13 protein-coding genes are annotated in these 16,473 nt (G+C 41.9%); 6 read left to right on the top strand and 7 right to left on the bottom strand.

The window, feature by feature from the left end; genetic code table 11:
- Positions 1–150: 150 nt before the first annotated feature.
- The gene (locus COR50_RS08860; RefSeq protein ID WP_198405814.1) at positions 151–2,112 is read right to left on the bottom strand and encodes a KUP/HAK/KT family potassium transporter; all 1,962 of its coding nucleotides are present in this window, start codon (positions 2,110–2,112) and stop codon (positions 151–153) included.
- Between the two features lie 207 nt (positions 2,113–2,319).
- Positions 2,320–3,864 carry an OmpA family protein gene (locus COR50_RS08855; protein WP_098193653.1) on the bottom strand — a complete coding sequence of 515 codons (1,545 nt, stop codon included), beginning with the start codon at positions 3,862–3,864 and terminating at the stop codon, positions 2,320–2,322.
- Between the two features lie 260 nt (positions 3,865–4,124).
- On the opposite strand from COR50_RS08855, the gene COR50_RS08845 reads away from it, so the two are divergent.
- Together COR50_RS08845 and recJ are read left to right on the top strand one after the other, a co-directional pair.
- Positions 4,125–5,090 carry a polyprenyl synthetase family protein gene (locus COR50_RS08845; RefSeq protein WP_198405813.1) on the top strand — a complete coding sequence of 322 codons (966 nt, stop codon included), beginning with the start codon at positions 4,125–4,127 and terminating at the stop codon, positions 5,088–5,090.
- A 29-nt stretch (positions 5,091–5,119) separates the two neighbouring features.
- Positions 5,120–6,829: a single-stranded-DNA-specific exonuclease RecJ gene (gene recJ, locus COR50_RS08840; RefSeq protein WP_098193650.1), complete on the top strand. Its 1,710-nt coding sequence runs from the start codon at positions 5,120–5,122 to the stop codon at positions 6,827–6,829.
- Positions 6,830–6,855: 26 nt separating this feature from the next.
- On the opposite strand, the gene COR50_RS08835 is transcribed toward recJ, so the two are convergent.
- From COR50_RS08835 to htpG, 3 genes are all read right to left on the bottom strand, one after another.
- Positions 6,856–7,641 carry a carboxylesterase family protein gene (locus COR50_RS08835; protein WP_098193649.1) on the bottom strand — a complete coding sequence of 262 codons (786 nt, stop codon included), beginning with the start codon at positions 7,639–7,641 and terminating at the stop codon, positions 6,856–6,858.
- Positions 7,642–7,699: 58 nt separating this feature from the next.
- Positions 7,700–8,518 carry a carboxylesterase family protein gene (locus COR50_RS08830; RefSeq protein WP_198405812.1) on the bottom strand — a complete coding sequence of 273 codons (819 nt, stop codon included), beginning with the start codon at positions 8,516–8,518 and terminating at the stop codon, positions 7,700–7,702.
- 290 nt (positions 8,519–8,808) lie between these two features.
- Entirely contained in the window at positions 8,809–10,641 is a 1,833-nt protein-coding gene (gene htpG, locus COR50_RS08825; protein WP_098193648.1) for a molecular chaperone HtpG, read from the bottom strand.
- A gap of 326 nt (positions 10,642–10,967) precedes the next feature.
- On the opposite strand from htpG, the gene rpsF reads away from it, so the two are divergent.
- From rpsF to COR50_RS08805, 4 genes are all read left to right on the top strand, one after another.
- The gene (gene rpsF / locus COR50_RS08820) at positions 10,968–11,324 is read left to right on the top strand and encodes a 30S ribosomal protein S6 (protein WP_232516318.1); all 357 of its coding nucleotides are present in this window, start codon (positions 10,968–10,970) and stop codon (positions 11,322–11,324) included.
- Positions 11,325–11,328: 4 nt separating this feature from the next.
- Positions 11,329–11,595 (top strand): 30S ribosomal protein S18, encoded by a 267-nt coding sequence (rpsR, locus tag COR50_RS08815; RefSeq protein ID WP_095841341.1) that lies wholly within the window; start codon positions 11,329–11,331, stop codon positions 11,593–11,595.
- Between the two features lie 6 nt (positions 11,596–11,601).
- Entirely contained in the window at positions 11,602–12,048 is a 447-nt protein-coding gene (gene rplI, locus COR50_RS08810) for a 50S ribosomal protein L9 (RefSeq protein WP_098193647.1), read from the top strand.
- 174 nt (positions 12,049–12,222) lie between these two features.
- On the top strand, positions 12,223–13,407 hold the full coding sequence (locus COR50_RS08805) for a hypothetical protein (protein ID WP_098193646.1): 1,185 nt from the start codon (positions 12,223–12,225) through the stop codon (positions 13,405–13,407).
- A 73-nt stretch (positions 13,408–13,480) separates the two neighbouring features.
- Here the strand turns inward: COR50_RS08805 and COR50_RS08800 are convergent, their stop codons facing one another.
- Both COR50_RS08800 and COR50_RS08795 read right to left on the bottom strand, forming a co-directional pair.
- A complete protein-coding gene (locus COR50_RS08800) occupies positions 13,481–14,755 on the bottom strand; it encodes an ABC transporter permease (protein WP_098193645.1) in 1,275 nt (424 codons plus the stop codon).
- A 285-nt stretch (positions 14,756–15,040) separates the two neighbouring features.
- Positions 15,041–16,420, bottom strand: a complete 1,380-nt coding sequence (locus COR50_RS08795) for an NADH-quinone oxidoreductase subunit N (protein ID WP_098193644.1) — start codon at positions 16,418–16,420, stop codon at positions 15,041–15,043.
- Positions 16,421–16,473: the final 53 nt, after the last annotated feature.

Raw genomic sequence — 16,473 nt, 5'->3', positions numbered from 1 at the left:
GATTAAATGAACTCTAAAAATAAGCGTAGATTATACAATTTGCAAATTCTTTCTAAAGTATCTAGGGGTAATCTTTAAAGAGTGTTTCCATCATAAAAAAACACCGCACAATATTTGCGCGGTGCTAATAGATATTTGAATATAAACAAGTTAAGAATTTCTATAGGTGACCCTTTTCAATTGCAAGTTAGTTACAGGGGCAACCACGAGCGGGAATTTCTCGATGGTCACATAACTGGAATCCAGGCCGAAACCGCGCTCTTCAGAAAGACTGATTTTCTTAAGCATGAAATAAAGCCTCATGATAAGCCTTTCATGTATAGGCAGATCATTATCATGGGAAAGGAATTTTTCCATCACGATGAATTGGAAATCACCTACAACATTGTTTTTACTAAGCGATTCGTAGCGGCTGGTAATATTTACTTCCTTGTTTTTCACCATATCTTCTACCACCATGCGGAACATCAGGTTGATTCTTTGTTCCACCCTGAAACCCAGTCTAAATTCCACGCGGATAACTTCATTAGGGATAACCGTTTGCACGGAATACTCGCTCAGGTAAGGTTCATCAACAACATCAACATGAACAAACCAATATATATCGGCCCGTTTCGGCTTTTTATTCAATACGGAGTATATGATTTTATGCTCGATTTCCTTCGGATTATCAGCGCTACTCATATATACCAGGTGCGTTGCGAATTTAGGGATCGTCGTATCATTACTCAGTTCTTGCAAAATGGGTAGATAATCTTCCAGCTTTACAAACTCCACGTAACGATTCTTGATCTTACGGCTTTTAAACCATACGAACATTACCAGGAATAGTACACCGCCTACGATCACCGTTACATAACCACCGTGTGTAAATTTCGTCAGGTTGGCAAACAGGAAGGAGAATTCCATGGTCAGATAAACCGCCAGGTAAACCCAAATCCATATGAGCTTCGTTCGCCGCGTATAGAGGTAAAGTGCAAAAAGACAGGAGGTCATCAACATACATATGGTAATTGAAAGCCCATATGCCGCCTCCATCTTTGATGATTCTTGGAAGATGAGTACGATGGCCGTACATCCAACGAATAACATCAGGTTGATACCCGGAATATATAATTGGCCGCGTAATTCGGTCGGGTAATTAATTTTAAGCTTAGGCCATAGGTTTAGGCGCATTGCCTCGGAAATAAGGGTAAATGAGCCGGAAATGAGCGCCTGGCTCGCAATAACAGCAGCTAAAGTGGCTATAATAACTCCAAAAATCACGAACCACTCCGGCATAATCATAAAAAAGGGGTTAGATCCCTTTTCGAGCATCATCCCCCTGCGGGTCAACAACCAGGCTCCTTGACCTAAGTAATTGAGAATCAGGCTCGCTTTTACAAAAATCCAAGAAATCCGGATATTTCCCCGCCCCACGTGGCCAAGATCGGAGTAAAGAGCTTCAGCCCCCGTAGTACAAAGGAACACGGCCCCGAGGATCAGGAACCCACTTTTATAGGTCGTTAGTAATTGAATGCCGTAATAAGGGTTAAAAGCTTTCAAAACGGAGACATCATCCACGATATGGGTTATCCCCAAAACGGCTAGCATACTGAACCAGATGAGCATTACCGGCCCAAATAGCTTCCCGATACTATTTGTACCGAATTGCTGCATGAAAAACAGGAAGCCTATGATCAGTACAACGATTTTGACGATCGTTAATTGGTCCAAATCGCGGAATACGGGCAAGGTACGGAGCCCTTCAATCGCGGAAGTAACGGTAATTGGAGGGGTAATAATACCGTCGGCTAAGAGGGCTGCACCACCGATCATGCCGATAATCACTGCCCATTTAGCATGCCTTCTTACCAGGGCATAAAGCGAAAAAATACCACCTTCCCCTTTATTATCTGCCCTCAAGGTCAAGATAACATACTTTACGGTGGTTTGCAGGGTCAATGTCCAAATGATACAGGAGATTCCACCGATGATCAATGATTCATCAATAAAATTATCGCCTATAATAGCTTTGAATACATAAAGAGGGGATGTCCCGATATCACCGTATATGATCCCTAAAGCAACGATTAAGCCTGCTAAGGATACCTTGTGTAAGTTTTTTCCCACGCTAAGAACTATAAATGAAAAAATCCAGGGTCAAATTTAGTAGGATTGAATGAGAAAACCACGCGAATCCGCTTATAATTAAAATCTATTTCAAATTATTAATACGCCTGTGTGCATAAACCGGGTTTTCATTTCAATATAAAATCAAAAAGCCTCCCGGAAATACGGGAGGCTTTTTTGAATTATATACTAGTCAGTAGGCTTGTATTAGTTAGCAGGAGCTAAATCTACAGTACCAGACTCACCAGGAGTGTTTTGTTTGATGAAGCGACCGCGATCGATACCTTGTTTTTCAACTAAGTAGTCGATAACTGCATCTTGTCTTCTTGCGCTTAAGTCAACACCACCTTTTTTACCTTTTGCACCTGCGTGGCCAGTAACCAACACGTTACAAGAAGGATTAGAACGAAGTGTAGATGCTACGCTAGAAAGGATAGCTTCGTTTTCGCTAGAGATCTTAGTGCTGCTACCTTTGAATGAAACGCTAGGGAACATCAAAGAAGAACAAGCTGGTTTGATATCTTTACAGCATTCTGGATCTGGGCATTTACCAACACCGTCAGCATCAACAGGGAAGCAGTAAGTAGGAGTGATCAATTGCTTGTCTTTGTAGTCAGGAACACCATCACCATCAGTATCACGGGCAACACCGTTCACGTCAACCGGAGCACCAGCTGGAGTGTTTGGTTCGCGGTCAAACTGATCAGTAACACCGTCACCATCAGCATCAGGTAAAACTGGAGCTGGCAGTTTCATGCGGCGTGGGCTGTTCAACTCGCTGTAAGCGAAGTCCAATGGGTTAACCCACCAAAGTGGCTCAACACGTTTAGTTTTGTTACCAAGGTTGAAGTTGAAGCGTACGTTAGTGTAGTAGAAGAAATCTTTACTACCATCGTAAGCACCAGCAGTATAACCATCGAAGTAGTCATCGAATGGCAATGTCAATTTCTCTTCCACAGCGATGTTGAAGCGAGGAGAGATTTTGAAAGCCAAACCGGTACCTACGTTCAATGCATGACGTAACAATTGGTTGTCATCGCGACGACCGATTTGTACGCGGTTGCCTTGAGAAGGAGCGTTTTGTTCGTAATCGTTGTCTTGTAAATCGCGGATATCTTTAATGATATCTTTCATTTTACCACTGAAGTTAATTCCGCTGTAGTCATAACCAGCACCATTACCGTTCAATGCATCAACGTCTACATCAGCCAACAAAAGGCTGTAACCAGCTAATACATACCAGTTAACTTTAGGTTGTTGCTTATAGAACATGATGTTAGTCAAGTTCGCAATAACGTCTAAAGATAATGCGTGCGTAGCAGTTTTGAAGTTCGGAACGATTTTACCACCGTTTGCAGCGGCAGTAGAAGCCCAAGGATTACCATTAGCAACAATGCTATTTTTCAATTTGTAATCTTGACCGTAAGTATAAGAACCGGTATATTCTGCTCTTAAAGAGAAAGTGTGCCCCAAAGCTTTTCTCAAGGAGATACCACCTCCGAAACCAGGACGGCCATGAACGTCACTTTTCAACATCATAAGACCACCGTGGAAACCAAGTTCCCACATATCTCTCGGTTTAGCGGGGTAGATCGATTGGTTGTTTTTAAAACTGCTGAATTGCGCCATTTTAGATGCAGAAACTTTTGAGGAATCTAGGGCATCATATGAGGGCTGAACTTGCGCAAAACCAGTAGATGCTGTTAGAAGACTCATAGCACCTGCCAGTAGTAAGTACTTTTTGCTTGCCATAATTGTTTTTTTATTTAAAAACTGTTAAAAATTTACTATTAACTCGTTTTTTACCAAGCAAAGGTAAAAAGCAGAAATGAATATACAAATTTTTCTTACGATTTTATTTTCATTGATAAGTCCTTCAATACTAGAGCTTATACAAAAGCATCATTATTTGATGGGAATATCAATTTTAACAGATTATATACAAATTCAAGGCCAAATTGTTAAAATCTGGTATTTTAATTTTAGCTTAGCAATCCTTTTGCATAGATACAATGGATGAAATTAAACAACTGATCAGTAAGGAATTGCGTGATTTCGAGGTGAAATTTGCGGATGCGGTAAAGAGCCATGTGCCCCTGCTAGACAGGATTATGCACTATATCGTTAAAAGAAAAGGTAAGCAAATCAGGCCCATGTTCGTGATGCTTTCTGCCAAGTTATTTAACCCGCAACTCGAAGAAGGTACCTACCGGGCTGCTGCCTTGGTAGAACTGCTTCATACTGCCACCCTCGTGCACGACGACGTTGTCGATGACGCCTATGAAAGAAGGGGTTTCTTCTCTATTAATGCCCTCTGGAAAAATAAAATTGCCGTTTTAGTGGGCGACTACCTCCTTTCTAAAGGTCTTTTGTTATCTTTAAATAATAAGGATTTCCGAACCTTACAAATCCTGTCTGAAGCCGTTAAAGAAATGAGCGAAGGGGAATTGCTCCAGATAGAGAAAACCCGGAAACTAGATATACAAGAAGATATATATTTCGAAATTATCAGGAGAAAAACGGCTTCCCTACTGGCTTCTGCTTGTGCCGCAGGGTCTTGGAGCGCCACGGAAAATGAAGATACCACCCGCCAAATGCACCTCTTCGGGGAAAAAGTTGGCGTAGCATTCCAAATTAAAGATGATCTCTTCGATTATGGAAGCGCTAACGTCGGCAAGCCGACCGGTATCGATATCAGGGAGAAAAAAATGACTTTACCACTTATTTACACGTTACAACATGTAAATAAAGATATTCGCCGCCAAATTATCAATATCGTGAAAAACCATAACACCGATAAAGATAAGGTGGCCGAAGTCATCCGAATCGTTCAAGAAAATGGAGGCATCCAGTATGCGCAGGAAAAAATGCTGCAATACAGGGATGACGCCTTAAATATATTACACCAGTTCCCACAAAATGATGTGCGGAATGGACTGGAACAGCTGGTAAGGTATACTACCGACCGCGAGTTCTAAAGGATTGATGACTATTGTATGCGTGCTCAATGGACAAAACCTGGAAATTAAAGCCTTGCCCGGTACCGGCTGAGCAACAGCTCTATAAATTATTGCACAACCACGTCCCGCTTTTATTATGCCGACTGTTAACGCAGCGGGGCATATCACGCTATGAAGAGGCCCAACAGTTCTTTTTCCCTTCCTTGGAACATTTACATGATCCCTGGTTGATGAAAGACATGGATAAAGCTGTTAACCGTATCGTGGATGCTATCAGCCACGGGGAAAAAATCCTCGTTTACGGCGATTATGACGTGGATGGCACTACGGCTGTTGCCACCGTGTATTCATTCTTGTTGGAACAATACAACAAGATCGATTTTTACGTGCCTAACCGCGACAAAGAAGGCTACGGCATCTCCATGCAAGGGATCGAATACGCGAAAAATAATGACTTCGACCTCGTTATCGCGCTGGATTGCGGTATCCGCGCTACCAACCTAATATCTATTGCCAAGGAACAAGGCATCGAGTTCATCGTCTGCGATCACCACTTGCCCGGTGAAGAACTCCCCCCGGCTGTGGCAATTTTAAATCCCAAGCAGGAAGGTTGTCCTTACCCATATAAAGATTTAAGCGCCTGTGGAATCGGTTTTAAATTAGTGAGCGCCCTCGCTTTGCGTAGGGGAACACCTGCGGCTGAAGTATTACCTTACTTAACATTGGTAGCCACTAGCATAGCGGCTGATATCGTTCCTATGAATGGCGAAAACCGGGTTATGACCCACTTCGGCTTAAAATATATCAACGAAAATCCACAACCGGGAATCAAGGCATTGATCGAGTTAAGCCAAGTAAAAACAAGCCTCACGACCTCTAACCTGGTGTTCATGATCGCTCCAAGGGTAAACGCAGCAGGCAGGATGGGCGATGCCCGTAAGGCCGTGCAACTATTCCTTGAAAAAGACGCGGGGAAGGCCAAAAACTTGGCACAATCCCTCCACGAGGAAAACGGCGATCGTAAAATAGTGGATCTGCATATTACGACGGAAGCTATTAACCTGATAAAAGACGATGAAGAGAACGGTTCGAAAAAGGCTACCGTTCTTTATCAACCACATTGGCACAAGGGTGTAGTAGGGATCGTTGCTTCCCGGCTCATCGACAAGCATTATTACAAGCCAACGGTTATCCTTACGCAATCTAACGATGTTGTTGCAGGCTCGGCGCGATCCGTGATTGGCTTTAACGTGTACGATGCTATTCACCAATGCCGTGACTTGCTGGAGAACTACGGCGGGCATTTTTACGCGGCAGGTATGACGATGAAAGTGGAAAACGTGGAGGCATTCAAGAGTCGCTTCGAGGAAGTCGTTGCCTCAACCATTACCGAGGAGATGCTTACACCGCAAATTATTATAGATACAGAGATTCAATTACAGGACATTACACCCCATTTTTATAAAAAGCTGAAAATGTTCGAACCATTCGGCCCGGAGAATATGAGACCGCTTTTCGTTGCAAGGAATGTCAAAGATGCCGGCTATTCAAAAATAGTAAAGGATGAACATCTAAAACTAACCGTGAAACAGGACCAGGGACCTATTTTTGGGGGCATCGGGTTTTATATGAAAGATAAATTCCCACTCATTTCCGGCGGAAAACTTTTCGATATTGCATTTACGATAGAAGAAAATGATTGGAATGGGAACGTTAGCCTGCAATTGAAAGTAGTTGATATACAGGCTGCCCAATAATACAGGAAAATTAATAACCGGATAAACTATTTATGTTGTTTCAGTAACCAGGTAAATAAGTCTGATTCGTAATAAGCTTTTCCCCAAGCATTATGCCCACCCCTGGCAGATTCCGTATATAAGACTTTCTTGTTGCCGCAATCCCTAACCGCTTGTACTAGTTGGCGGGTTGCCCGTACAGGGACCGTATCATCATCTTCGTTATGGAATGCCCAAATTGGCATCGTCGCTAAGGCACAGGCATTTCCCGTTTTACCATAGCCACAAATTGGTACGATGGCCGCAAACTTTCCGGGGCTATCCATTCCCCATGTCCAGGTCCCGTGTCCTCCCATGCTCAAACCGGTAAGGTATATTCTTGATAGATCAACTTTATACAAACTTATTATTTCTTCATACAAGATATTCAAGCTGTTAATATCCCAATAATTTATGGCCGATTTGGCCAACGGGGCAATCATAATAAATGGAAATTGCTGCCTATGTTTTAACATATGCGGTAGTCCCATATCCCTGACCTTGTTGATATCTTCACCCCGCTCCCCTTTTCCGTGGAGAAAAAAGATGACAGGCCAATGGTAATTCCGCATCTTCCGATCGTTATAGTTTGCTGGGAGGAACAATAGGTATTCTTCAACGTAAGGACCGGCTTTCCTTATTTTATGAACACTGAAGCCTGTTGGTACTTTTAAACCTGTTTCGTCTTGCGGGACACCCGTATGAAAATTGGAATTGGCATAAGAAGGAACTATGTATATTAAAGCTATACAAAGCGCTATGGCATACCGGATCATCGTATCAACTAACTTCATAAAAAAACCGGGAAAGCTTTATGGAAAGCAATCCCGGCTTAAATATACAGGTAAATTTTTACTTTTTATTTGAAAGTAACCAAGAGTATAATTCAGGATTATTATAGGCTGCCGTCCAGGCATTATGCCCACCGGTAGCATTTTCAGTGTACTTAACATTATCATTTCCACAATCTCTCATGGCCTTTACCAACTTGCGGGATTCATCTACAGAAACCTGGGGATCATCCGCATTATGAAATACCCATGCAGGCATTGCGGCCAAGGGGCAATTCGCGGCTACATCGCCACCGCCACAGATAGGTACAATAGCAGAAAAGAGCTGCGGCGAAACCTGCGCCCAACTCCAAACACCATACCCACCCATACTCAAACCGGTAAGATAAATTTGGGATGGATCTACATTATAATCCTTTAATATTTGATCGTACAAAACCCTCAAGCTTGGAACATCCCACCAAGTATCAGCTTTACATTGCGGAGTAACTAGTATAAAACCAAAGTCCGAAGCATTTTCTGCATACTTTGGCAGATCCAATTTCTTAACGAGTTCCAAATTGTCGCCCCGCTCACCTTGCCCGTGTAAGAAAATAATCAAAGGGAAATTTTTACGGGGCTCGGCGTTGTAATTCTTAGGTAAAAACAGGACAAACTCGTCAAGCCCGCCCTTAGCATTTCGAACTTGTTGGGCAGTAATACCTACAGAACGGGTAGTTGTATCCTTACCCCCAGTTGGAGGATTTGGCCCGGGCGGATCCACCGAAGGATTATCTTTGCTACAACTAGACATTGACATGATGGCTGGAACAAACAGTACAGCAATAATAATAAATAAGATCCCCTTCATCTTCGGGGTCCCTGCATTAAGACGAAGCATATAGTTAGATATTGAGTATAAAATCAAACAATCGGCTGCAAAAATAACGGCTAAGGACAAAAAACTAGTAACACTTTAATGTCAACCACACAAAAAAACCGCCTTGCAGTAGCAAGGCGGCCCGATAAAATCCGGATCAAACTAGCTGAACCCTTATTAAATCTGCTTTCTTTTATAACTATAAAATCCGCTAAAATGAAAACAATTCGATATGATTTAACTTAAACTTATTATCAATAACCAAAAGAAATCAAATCCGTGACCATCCCTTAATCTGGAAAAATCCGTTATTATTTTTGTTCTCCAGCCATCAATTCCACGCTTCTATTCACGAAAGCAGTTAGGTCCGCCCCGGTCAACAAATTCTGAGAAAGCAGCGCTAAATCCGCTAAATTTCGCACCAACTTTTCTTGTTTCTCCTTGTTCACCTGGGCTAAAATTTCCTGGTATATCGGGTGATTAGCATTCACTGTCATCGTGATTTCATCCGGCATATTCGCATACCAGCTAGCGGCGGAACCACCAACGGCAGCCATATCTTTCATCCGGCGCATAAATTCGGAGCGGGTTACGATAACCGGCAATGTATCGGCGCTCAAACCTTTCAAGTTAACCTTGATATTAGGTTGGGGTAACTGCGATTGGAACAAAGCTTCCAAGCTCTGTTCTTGCTCCCCGGTTAGCACGCTATCTTTTTTCTCTTCTACATCGATGAGGTTATCCGCAATATCAGCATCAACACGGGTAAATTGTACATTTTCCCATTTCGACTCTATGGTGTTGATAAACGCGGCATCAACGATTGTTTCCAACTTCACGACTTTAAAGCCTTTTGCTTTAGCCGCCTGGATGTATGTATCTTGCTGAACTGGCGCCGTAGCATATATCACAACTTGCTTGCCTTCCTTGTTGGTTTGCAGGGCAAGGGTAGCTTGTTTGTATTCTTCGATGGTATAAAATGTTCCGCCATCCACATCTTCCATGATATGAAATTTGTTTGCTTTCTCCAGGAACTTATCATCCGTCATCATCCCGTACTTAACAAATAAGCCGATACTTTCCCATTTTTCCTCGAAAGACTTGCGGTCGTTGCGGAACATCTCATCCAGCTTATCCGCCACTTTCTTGGTGATGTGGGCATTAATCTTCCTCACATTCGGATCTCCTTGCAGGTAGCTGCGGCTCACGTTCAGCGGGATATCGGGAGAATCGATCACACCATGTAATAACATCAGGAATTCCGGCACGATATCCTTCACCTCGTCTGTAACATACACTTGGTTACTGTATAGGTTTATCTTATCCTTTTGTATCTCGTAGGTTTTCGTGATTTTAGGGAAATATAAAATCCCCGTCAGGCTGAATGGAAAATCTACGTTCAGGTGGATCCAGAATAAAGGCGGTTCAGAGAACGGGTATAATTCTTTATAAAAATTTTGATAATCTTCATCCGTCAGATCAGATGGTTTCTTGGTCCAGGCAGGGTTCGTGATATTGATCTGTTCACCGTTGAACATGATCGGCACAGGTAAGAAGCGGCAAAATTTACGTAAAATAGCGCCGATGCGGGCTTCATCTAAGAACTCTTCGCTTTCTTCATTGATATGCATCACGATATCCGTACCGCGGCTATCCTTCTCTATATCTTCCAGGGTAAATTCCGGGCTTCCGTCACATTCCCACCTCACGGCCTGCGCGCCGGGCTTCCATGATTTTGTAAGGATTTCTACAGCATTACTTACCATGAAAGAAGAATAAAAGCCCAAACCGAAATGCCCGATGATGTTAGCGCCTTCGCTTTGACCTTTATATTTCTTAAGGAATTCTTCGGCGCCAGAAAAAGCTACCTGGTTGATATATTTATCTACTTCCCCGGCGGTCATACCGATGCCGTGGTCGCTGATGGTGATTGTTTTCTTCTCGTTGTCCAATTTAACCTCGATGGCTAAATCGCCCAATTCATCTTTAAATTCGCCAACACCGGCCAAGGTTTTCAATTTTTGGGTAGCGTCCACCGCGTTGCTGACAAGTTCGCGGATAAATATCTCGTGATCAGAGTATAAAAATTTCTTGATAATGGGGAAAATATTCTCCGTTTGAACACGTATAGCACCTTTCTGCATATGAAAATTGAATTTTTTATGCAAGTGGAGTCAAAGGTTATGCCATCGGAATCATGGCTGTCAAGATGACACTTGCATTACAAAAAGGTCATACCTTTGCTATAAGTCATTGGTATTGAATAAAGTTTTAAGCTACCGGGAACTAATCGGCATTATGACAAATCATATATTTAATACATTAATAATCAATCAATTGATCCAATCCTTTCCATTCTTTGAGAAATCCCGTGAAAATTCCAGGAAAAACTGTGTAGTCGCAGTATTTATTCAAAAAAAGCACCTATCTTTGCAGTCCTAAAATTTAAAACAAAAAAACAGGGAATTTTATGTTGAAGAACTACGAATTGATGGTGATCTTTACCCCTGTGCTATCTGAGGATGATTTTAAAGCAGCTCAGAAAAAGTTCGTTGATTTCATTAATGAAAACGGCGGGCAAGTTACGCACGAGAATCCCTGGGGATTAAGATCACTGGCGTACCCTATCCAAAAAAAGACTACAGGAATGTATGTTGTTTTGGAATTTAGTGCGCCATCCGACCTCAATGAGAAGCTGAAAATTCAGCTAAATCGCGATGAAAATGTATTGCGTTACATGGTTACTTCTTTGGATAAGTACGCGGTTGAGTACAACGCTAAGAAAAGAGGTGCTTTGAATGCTGAACCTAAAACCACAGAAGCTTAAAGTTATGGCAGTAAAACAAGAAATTAAATACTTAACCGCCGTTAAAACTGAAAAGCGCCAGAAGAAATACTGCCGCTTTAAGAAAATGGGCATCAAGTATGTAGATTACAAAGACGCCGAGTTTCTGAAAAAATTCTTGAACGAGCAAGGTAAAATGTTACCTCGCCGTATCACAGGTAACTCATTGAAATTTCAGCGCAAAGTAGCTCAAGCTATTAAGAAAGCGCGTCAAATGGCGTTATTGCCGTATGTTACTGACCTTTTAAAGTAAGAAACAATGCAAGTAATCTTAATACAAGACGTTGATAATTTGGGCCAGAAGGATGAACTGGTTACCGTGAAGAACGGTTATGCCAGGAACTTCCTGATCCCTCAAAAATTTGCTGTAGAAGCCAGCAAAACCAACTTGAAGTTGTTGGAAGAGCGCCTGAAAGTGAAGAAAGTGAAAGAAGAGAAAATGATGGCTGAAATCGCGCAAGTGGTTGAAGTGTTGAAAGCATCTCCAGTGAAAATTGGCGCTAAAACCGGTACTTCCGGTAAAATCTTCGGTAGTGTTACAGGTGTGCAAATCGCCCGCGCTATTAAAGAACAAAAAGGTTATGAAATCGACCGCCGTCGTATCATTATCCTTGACGATGTAAAAGAACTAGGTAGCTATAAAGCGAAAATCGATTTCGGTAAAGGCAATGAAGCTGAACTGGAATTTGAAGTAGTAGCTGAATAATCTCCTTTTCATAGCATTTTTAAGCCCATCATTTTTGAAATGATGGGCTTTTTTATTTCGATCCCGATCCTTATCTTTAATTTATAATGTAACCCGGTATTAATTTTATTAACCTAACTATTGATAATCATAACTTTACAAAGCAGCTCTAATCCCTAAACTATACTTTTTACTATGAAAAAGATTTTTCTATGCCTCTTATTAAGCATTCACTATTGCTTAATGTACGGTCAATCATTACCTAATATCTACCCTGACACATCGAATGTAGGGCTGGGCACCTTAACACCTGCTGCAAGGCTTCATGTAAACAACAAAGCAGGAACATATACTATTGCAAAGTTTACAATAGACGGCGTTTCTCCAAATGTTGGACATATTGATTTGGGAAACGCAACAGGGACAATTGGAACATTCATTCCTAATCTCATCGCCAGATCTTATTTCCCTACGCCTAGACCTGTAGGGATGATAATAACTTCATTCATTCCAGATATAGACCCCTGGAGTACAACAGATTCAACATTTGCGGCTTTTAATGTAGATTCTAGAAGTCAAGATCAAAATAACAAAACGCTTAATCTTGCCAATGTATTTGCGGTTAAAAATAATACCAAGCCATTGCTTATGATGAAAGCCAATGGTAATACCGGTATAAATATGCTTAACCCCATAGCGCCATTACATGTTAGCTCTACCAATGGTGGATCAGTCGCCAAATTTTCATATAATCATGTAAGTACTAATAGCCAAGCATATATTGAATTTGCAAATTCAACAAGCGCACCAGGACAATATATTCCATTAATTAGAGGTCAATCGCTAACACCAAGTGACAGACCCTTCGGTATTATTATCCAGGGAATGGCGCAGGATATTAAGCCTAATGGTAACGAACCGAATGCTGCGGCAGTTATGATTGATGGCAGGTCAAAACAATGGACAACATTGCAAAACAATAATGTACTTTCTGTTTGTAACCTAGGAGCTCCTCTCATGATTATGCAGGCCAACGGCAACATGCTCCTAGGTACCACGCAAGACTCCCCCCACAAACTCACCGTAGAAGGCTCAGTCGGTGCCAGGAAGGTGGTCGTAAAACAAGATGCTTGGGCGGATTTTGTTTTCGATGATGATTATGATTTATTACCCATCTCGGAATTAGCTGCTTTCATTCAAAAAAACAAACACCTTCCCGGCATTCCTACAACAAAAGAGGTCGAAGAAAACGGCCAGGATATCGGGGAGATGAATAAACTACTATTACAAAAAGTGGAAGAATTAACCTTGTATATGCTTGAACTGAAGAAAGAAAATGACGCGTTAAAAGAAAGGGTGCAGAAACTGGAGAAACAATAAAAATTATCTATCAATAGGAAAGGCTGCGTAATTGCAGCCTTTCATTTATTAGAATTTCTAAATTTCGATTTGTTTACTCGTACCTTAATGCTACGATAGGATCTAACCTGGAAGCCTTAATTGCCGGGAATATCCCTGAACATAACCCTACCAATGCACATAGCGTAATCCCTAAAAACATCCACATCCAGGGTACGATAAAGCTAGCTTTCAATAAAATTGACACGATATTCCCGATCAAAATCCCGAAAATAACCCCGAGTACTCCCCCGGAAACACTGATAATAATCGCTTCAAATAGAAATTGTGTCCTGATTATGGACTTCGTTGCCCCCATGGCTTTACTCACACCGATCTCCCTGGTGCGTTCAGCTACGGATACCAGCATGATGTTCATCAGGCCGATAGCAGAACCCAACAATGTAATAAATGCTATCCCCGCGGCTGCAAATGTCACGTAAGCCAAACTATTAAACAGCATTTGGGCAATACTATCATTTTTCGTGATATAAAAATTATCTTCCTCATCAATGGTAAGATTGCGGATTATCCTTAGCAATCCCGTAGCCTCACCGATACCGGCATCGATCTGCTTGGCATCGTTTACTGATACGCTGATGCTATAGCTCACATTCGGCCGGTTAAATACCCTGCGTACATTCGATACCGTTGTCAGCACGGTATTATCGGCGCTAAACATATTGTTGGAGCCTTTGCTGGCCAACACGCCGATCACGCGGTAACGTACATTCCCCAAGCGGATAGCGCTGTTTAAAACATTCTTCATCTGGTCACCGAAGAGTTTCTTAGCTACATCCTGACCGATGATGGCAACATTCCTACTCGATTCCAGGTCCACGGCATTAAAATCGCGTCCCATCTGCAAATCGTAACCGGCATACTTTAAATAGTTTTCATCGCCGCCGATTACCGGGATATTAGGATTCGTTTTTTTACTGTCATGATAAACGGTCACAGAACCGGGGCGGTACCAAACGCTCACTATTGCAGGAAATACGAAACGATCTTTAAATTCCATCGCTTCACGGTAAGTAATATACTTGTTCCGGTTAGATGTTTTTACTTTCTTTTTCTTGCTGGAGCCTTTCTTCGCCTCATTTCTACCCCCTCCAATGCGGATGTTCAATTCCCGGTTGCGGATCATGAAACCGTTGGCTCCCATACTTGCAAAGCTGTCGAAAATCCCGTTCTTCAAACTTTCAATACCGGTATTAATACCAACCAATGCCGTGATACCAACACCGATGATGGTTATCGTCAATAATGAACGCAAACGGTTTGCGGTCACAGATCGTAATGCTAGGAGGAAAATATCACGGAACTTCATAAACAAAATACAGGTATACCTTAAAGTTAATTAAAAAAGGGAATTTATAAGATAATAAGGATGAATGGCTGTATAAAATGTTCTGTTTTGTAGCCTATAAGATTGCATATCAATATATTACCTATAAACATACAAATTATCAGCATGCCGGGACTGCCACTTAAAATATCCATGTGGCTTTTCTTCAAATCCGGGAAGGCGCAAATTAACTCTTGGAAAGAATAAAAAAAGCCGCTTCATAATAGAAACGGCTTTAGGAGTATAATAATTAAAATCGATCCGGAATTATTGAATACAGTTCAATAACAAACTTGGGAAGATACCCAGGGCTAAAATGATTAAGGCAACTATGCCTAATGCAAACTTAAATCCGCCGGTAACGCCCTCAACATCGTTATCACCTTGTTTGAAATACATCGCTATGATGATCCTGAAATAGTAATAAACACTGATTGCGGCACATAATACGGCAATAATCACCAACCATAACAATCCTCCTTGCTGAATAGCTGCTGCCAATACCAGGTATTTAGCGAAGAAACCTGCCGTGATAGGAATACCTGCTAATGACAATAAAAAGATCGTCATCGTCAACGCGACGAAAGGTTGTTTTTTTGCCAAACCGTTAAATCCATCGAAAGTATAATCTTTCATTTTCAAAAGCACTGCAAATATGCCGATCGTAGCTACGCTGTATGCCAGGGCATAAAACAAGATGCCTTGTACTGCTGCTTTATTTAACGCGATCACCGCGAATAACATGAAACCTGCTTGCGCGATGCTCGAATAAGCCAACATCCGCTTCACGCTCCATTGGAACACCGCGGTTAGGTTACCGATGATTAATGTGGCGGCGGTGATGATGGCTAATACTAATTGCCAATGCTGACTTAAATTGCCACCTGCGAAGCTCACATGGAACAACCTCAAAAATGCCACGAATGCCGCTGCTTTTACAATGGTTGCCATGAAGGCAGTAAATACGGTGGGAGAACCATCATACACATCCGGCGTCCAGAAATGAAATGGCGCTGCCGAAACTTTAAACGCTAATGAAAATCCCACCAAGGTAATACCCGTTAAAGCCAAGGGATGAACCTCGCCGCTTCCCAAGCCTAGCTGCTCGATATTGAAAGTGCCATTCGCGCCGAAGATCAAGCAAATACCCATCAACAATACACCGGTGGAGAATGAACCCATCAATAAATATTTCAAAGCGGCTTCATTACTCTTCAGGTTACGCTTATCAGCTCCTGCCAAGATATATTGCGGGATAGAAATAATTTCAATGGCCAGGAATAACATCAACAGGTTACTGAAAGCTCCCGTGATCGTTACACCTACCATGATAAAGAAAATCAATGCCGAATAATCAGCCACATGCTCCCCAACTTTCTCGATGGCGCTACCGCATAGCAAGAAATAAATAAATAAACTTCCAAATGCGATCGCATTAAATAAAGTGGAAAATTGGCTTACTTCCAACATGCCCTGTACGTCGATGGTATGCCCGTCTGCAATGGACATGATATCGAAGCAATTGGCCACAAATGCTATCAATGCACCCACAATAGCAAAGTATTTTATTTGCTGCTTGTTCTTTACAAACAACCCGGTAAACATAAGGACCACTCCAAGTAAAGCCGTAGTAATTAATGCGTTCATATTATCGTGTTACAAAAATCTGATAGAATGCTATGTATCCGTGCGCGGGGCAC

Source organism: Chitinophaga caeni, from assembly GCF_002557795.1.
Lineage (GTDB): Bacteria > Bacteroidota > Bacteroidia > Chitinophagales > Chitinophagaceae > Chitinophaga > Chitinophaga caeni.
This window is presented reverse-complemented; position numbering and strand designations above follow the sequence as displayed.

What these genes read in the sequence shown, in the direction of transcription:
- COR50_RS08855 (WP_098193653.1), bottom strand. Translation starts at nt 3,864, where the DNA reads ATGGCAAGCAAAAAGTACTTACTACTGGCAGGTGCTATGAGTCTTCTA.
- COR50_RS08845 (WP_198405813.1), top strand. Translation starts at nt 4,125, where the DNA reads ATGGATGAAATTAAACAACTGATCAGTAAGGAATTGCGTGATTTCGAG.
- recJ (WP_098193650.1), top strand. Translation starts at nt 5,120, where the DNA reads ATGGACAAAACCTGGAAATTAAAGCCTTGCCCGGTACCGGCTGAGCAA.
- COR50_RS08835 (WP_098193649.1), bottom strand. Translation starts at nt 7,641, where the DNA reads ATGAAGTTAGTTGATACGATGATCCGGTATGCCATAGCGCTTTGTATA.
- COR50_RS08830 (WP_198405812.1), bottom strand. Translation starts at nt 8,518, where the DNA reads ATGCTTCGTCTTAATGCAGGGACCCCGAAGATGAAGGGGATCTTATTT.
- htpG (WP_098193648.1), bottom strand. Translation starts at nt 10,641, where the DNA reads ATGCAGAAAGGTGCTATACGTGTTCAAACGGAGAATATTTTCCCCATT.
- rpsF (WP_232516318.1), top strand. Translation starts at nt 10,968, where the DNA reads ATGTTGAAGAACTACGAATTGATGGTGATCTTTACCCCTGTGCTATCT.
- rpsR (WP_095841341.1), top strand. Translation starts at nt 11,329, where the DNA reads ATGGCAGTAAAACAAGAAATTAAATACTTAACCGCCGTTAAAACTGAA.
- rplI (WP_098193647.1), top strand. Translation starts at nt 11,602, where the DNA reads ATGCAAGTAATCTTAATACAAGACGTTGATAATTTGGGCCAGAAGGAT.
- COR50_RS08805 (WP_098193646.1), top strand. Translation starts at nt 12,223, where the DNA reads ATGAAAAAGATTTTTCTATGCCTCTTATTAAGCATTCACTATTGCTTA.
- COR50_RS08800 (WP_098193645.1), bottom strand. Translation starts at nt 14,755, where the DNA reads ATGAAGTTCCGTGATATTTTCCTCCTAGCATTACGATCTGTGACCGCA.
- COR50_RS08795 (WP_098193644.1), bottom strand. Translation starts at nt 16,420, where the DNA reads ATGAACGCATTAATTACTACGGCTTTACTTGGAGTGGTCCTTATGTTT.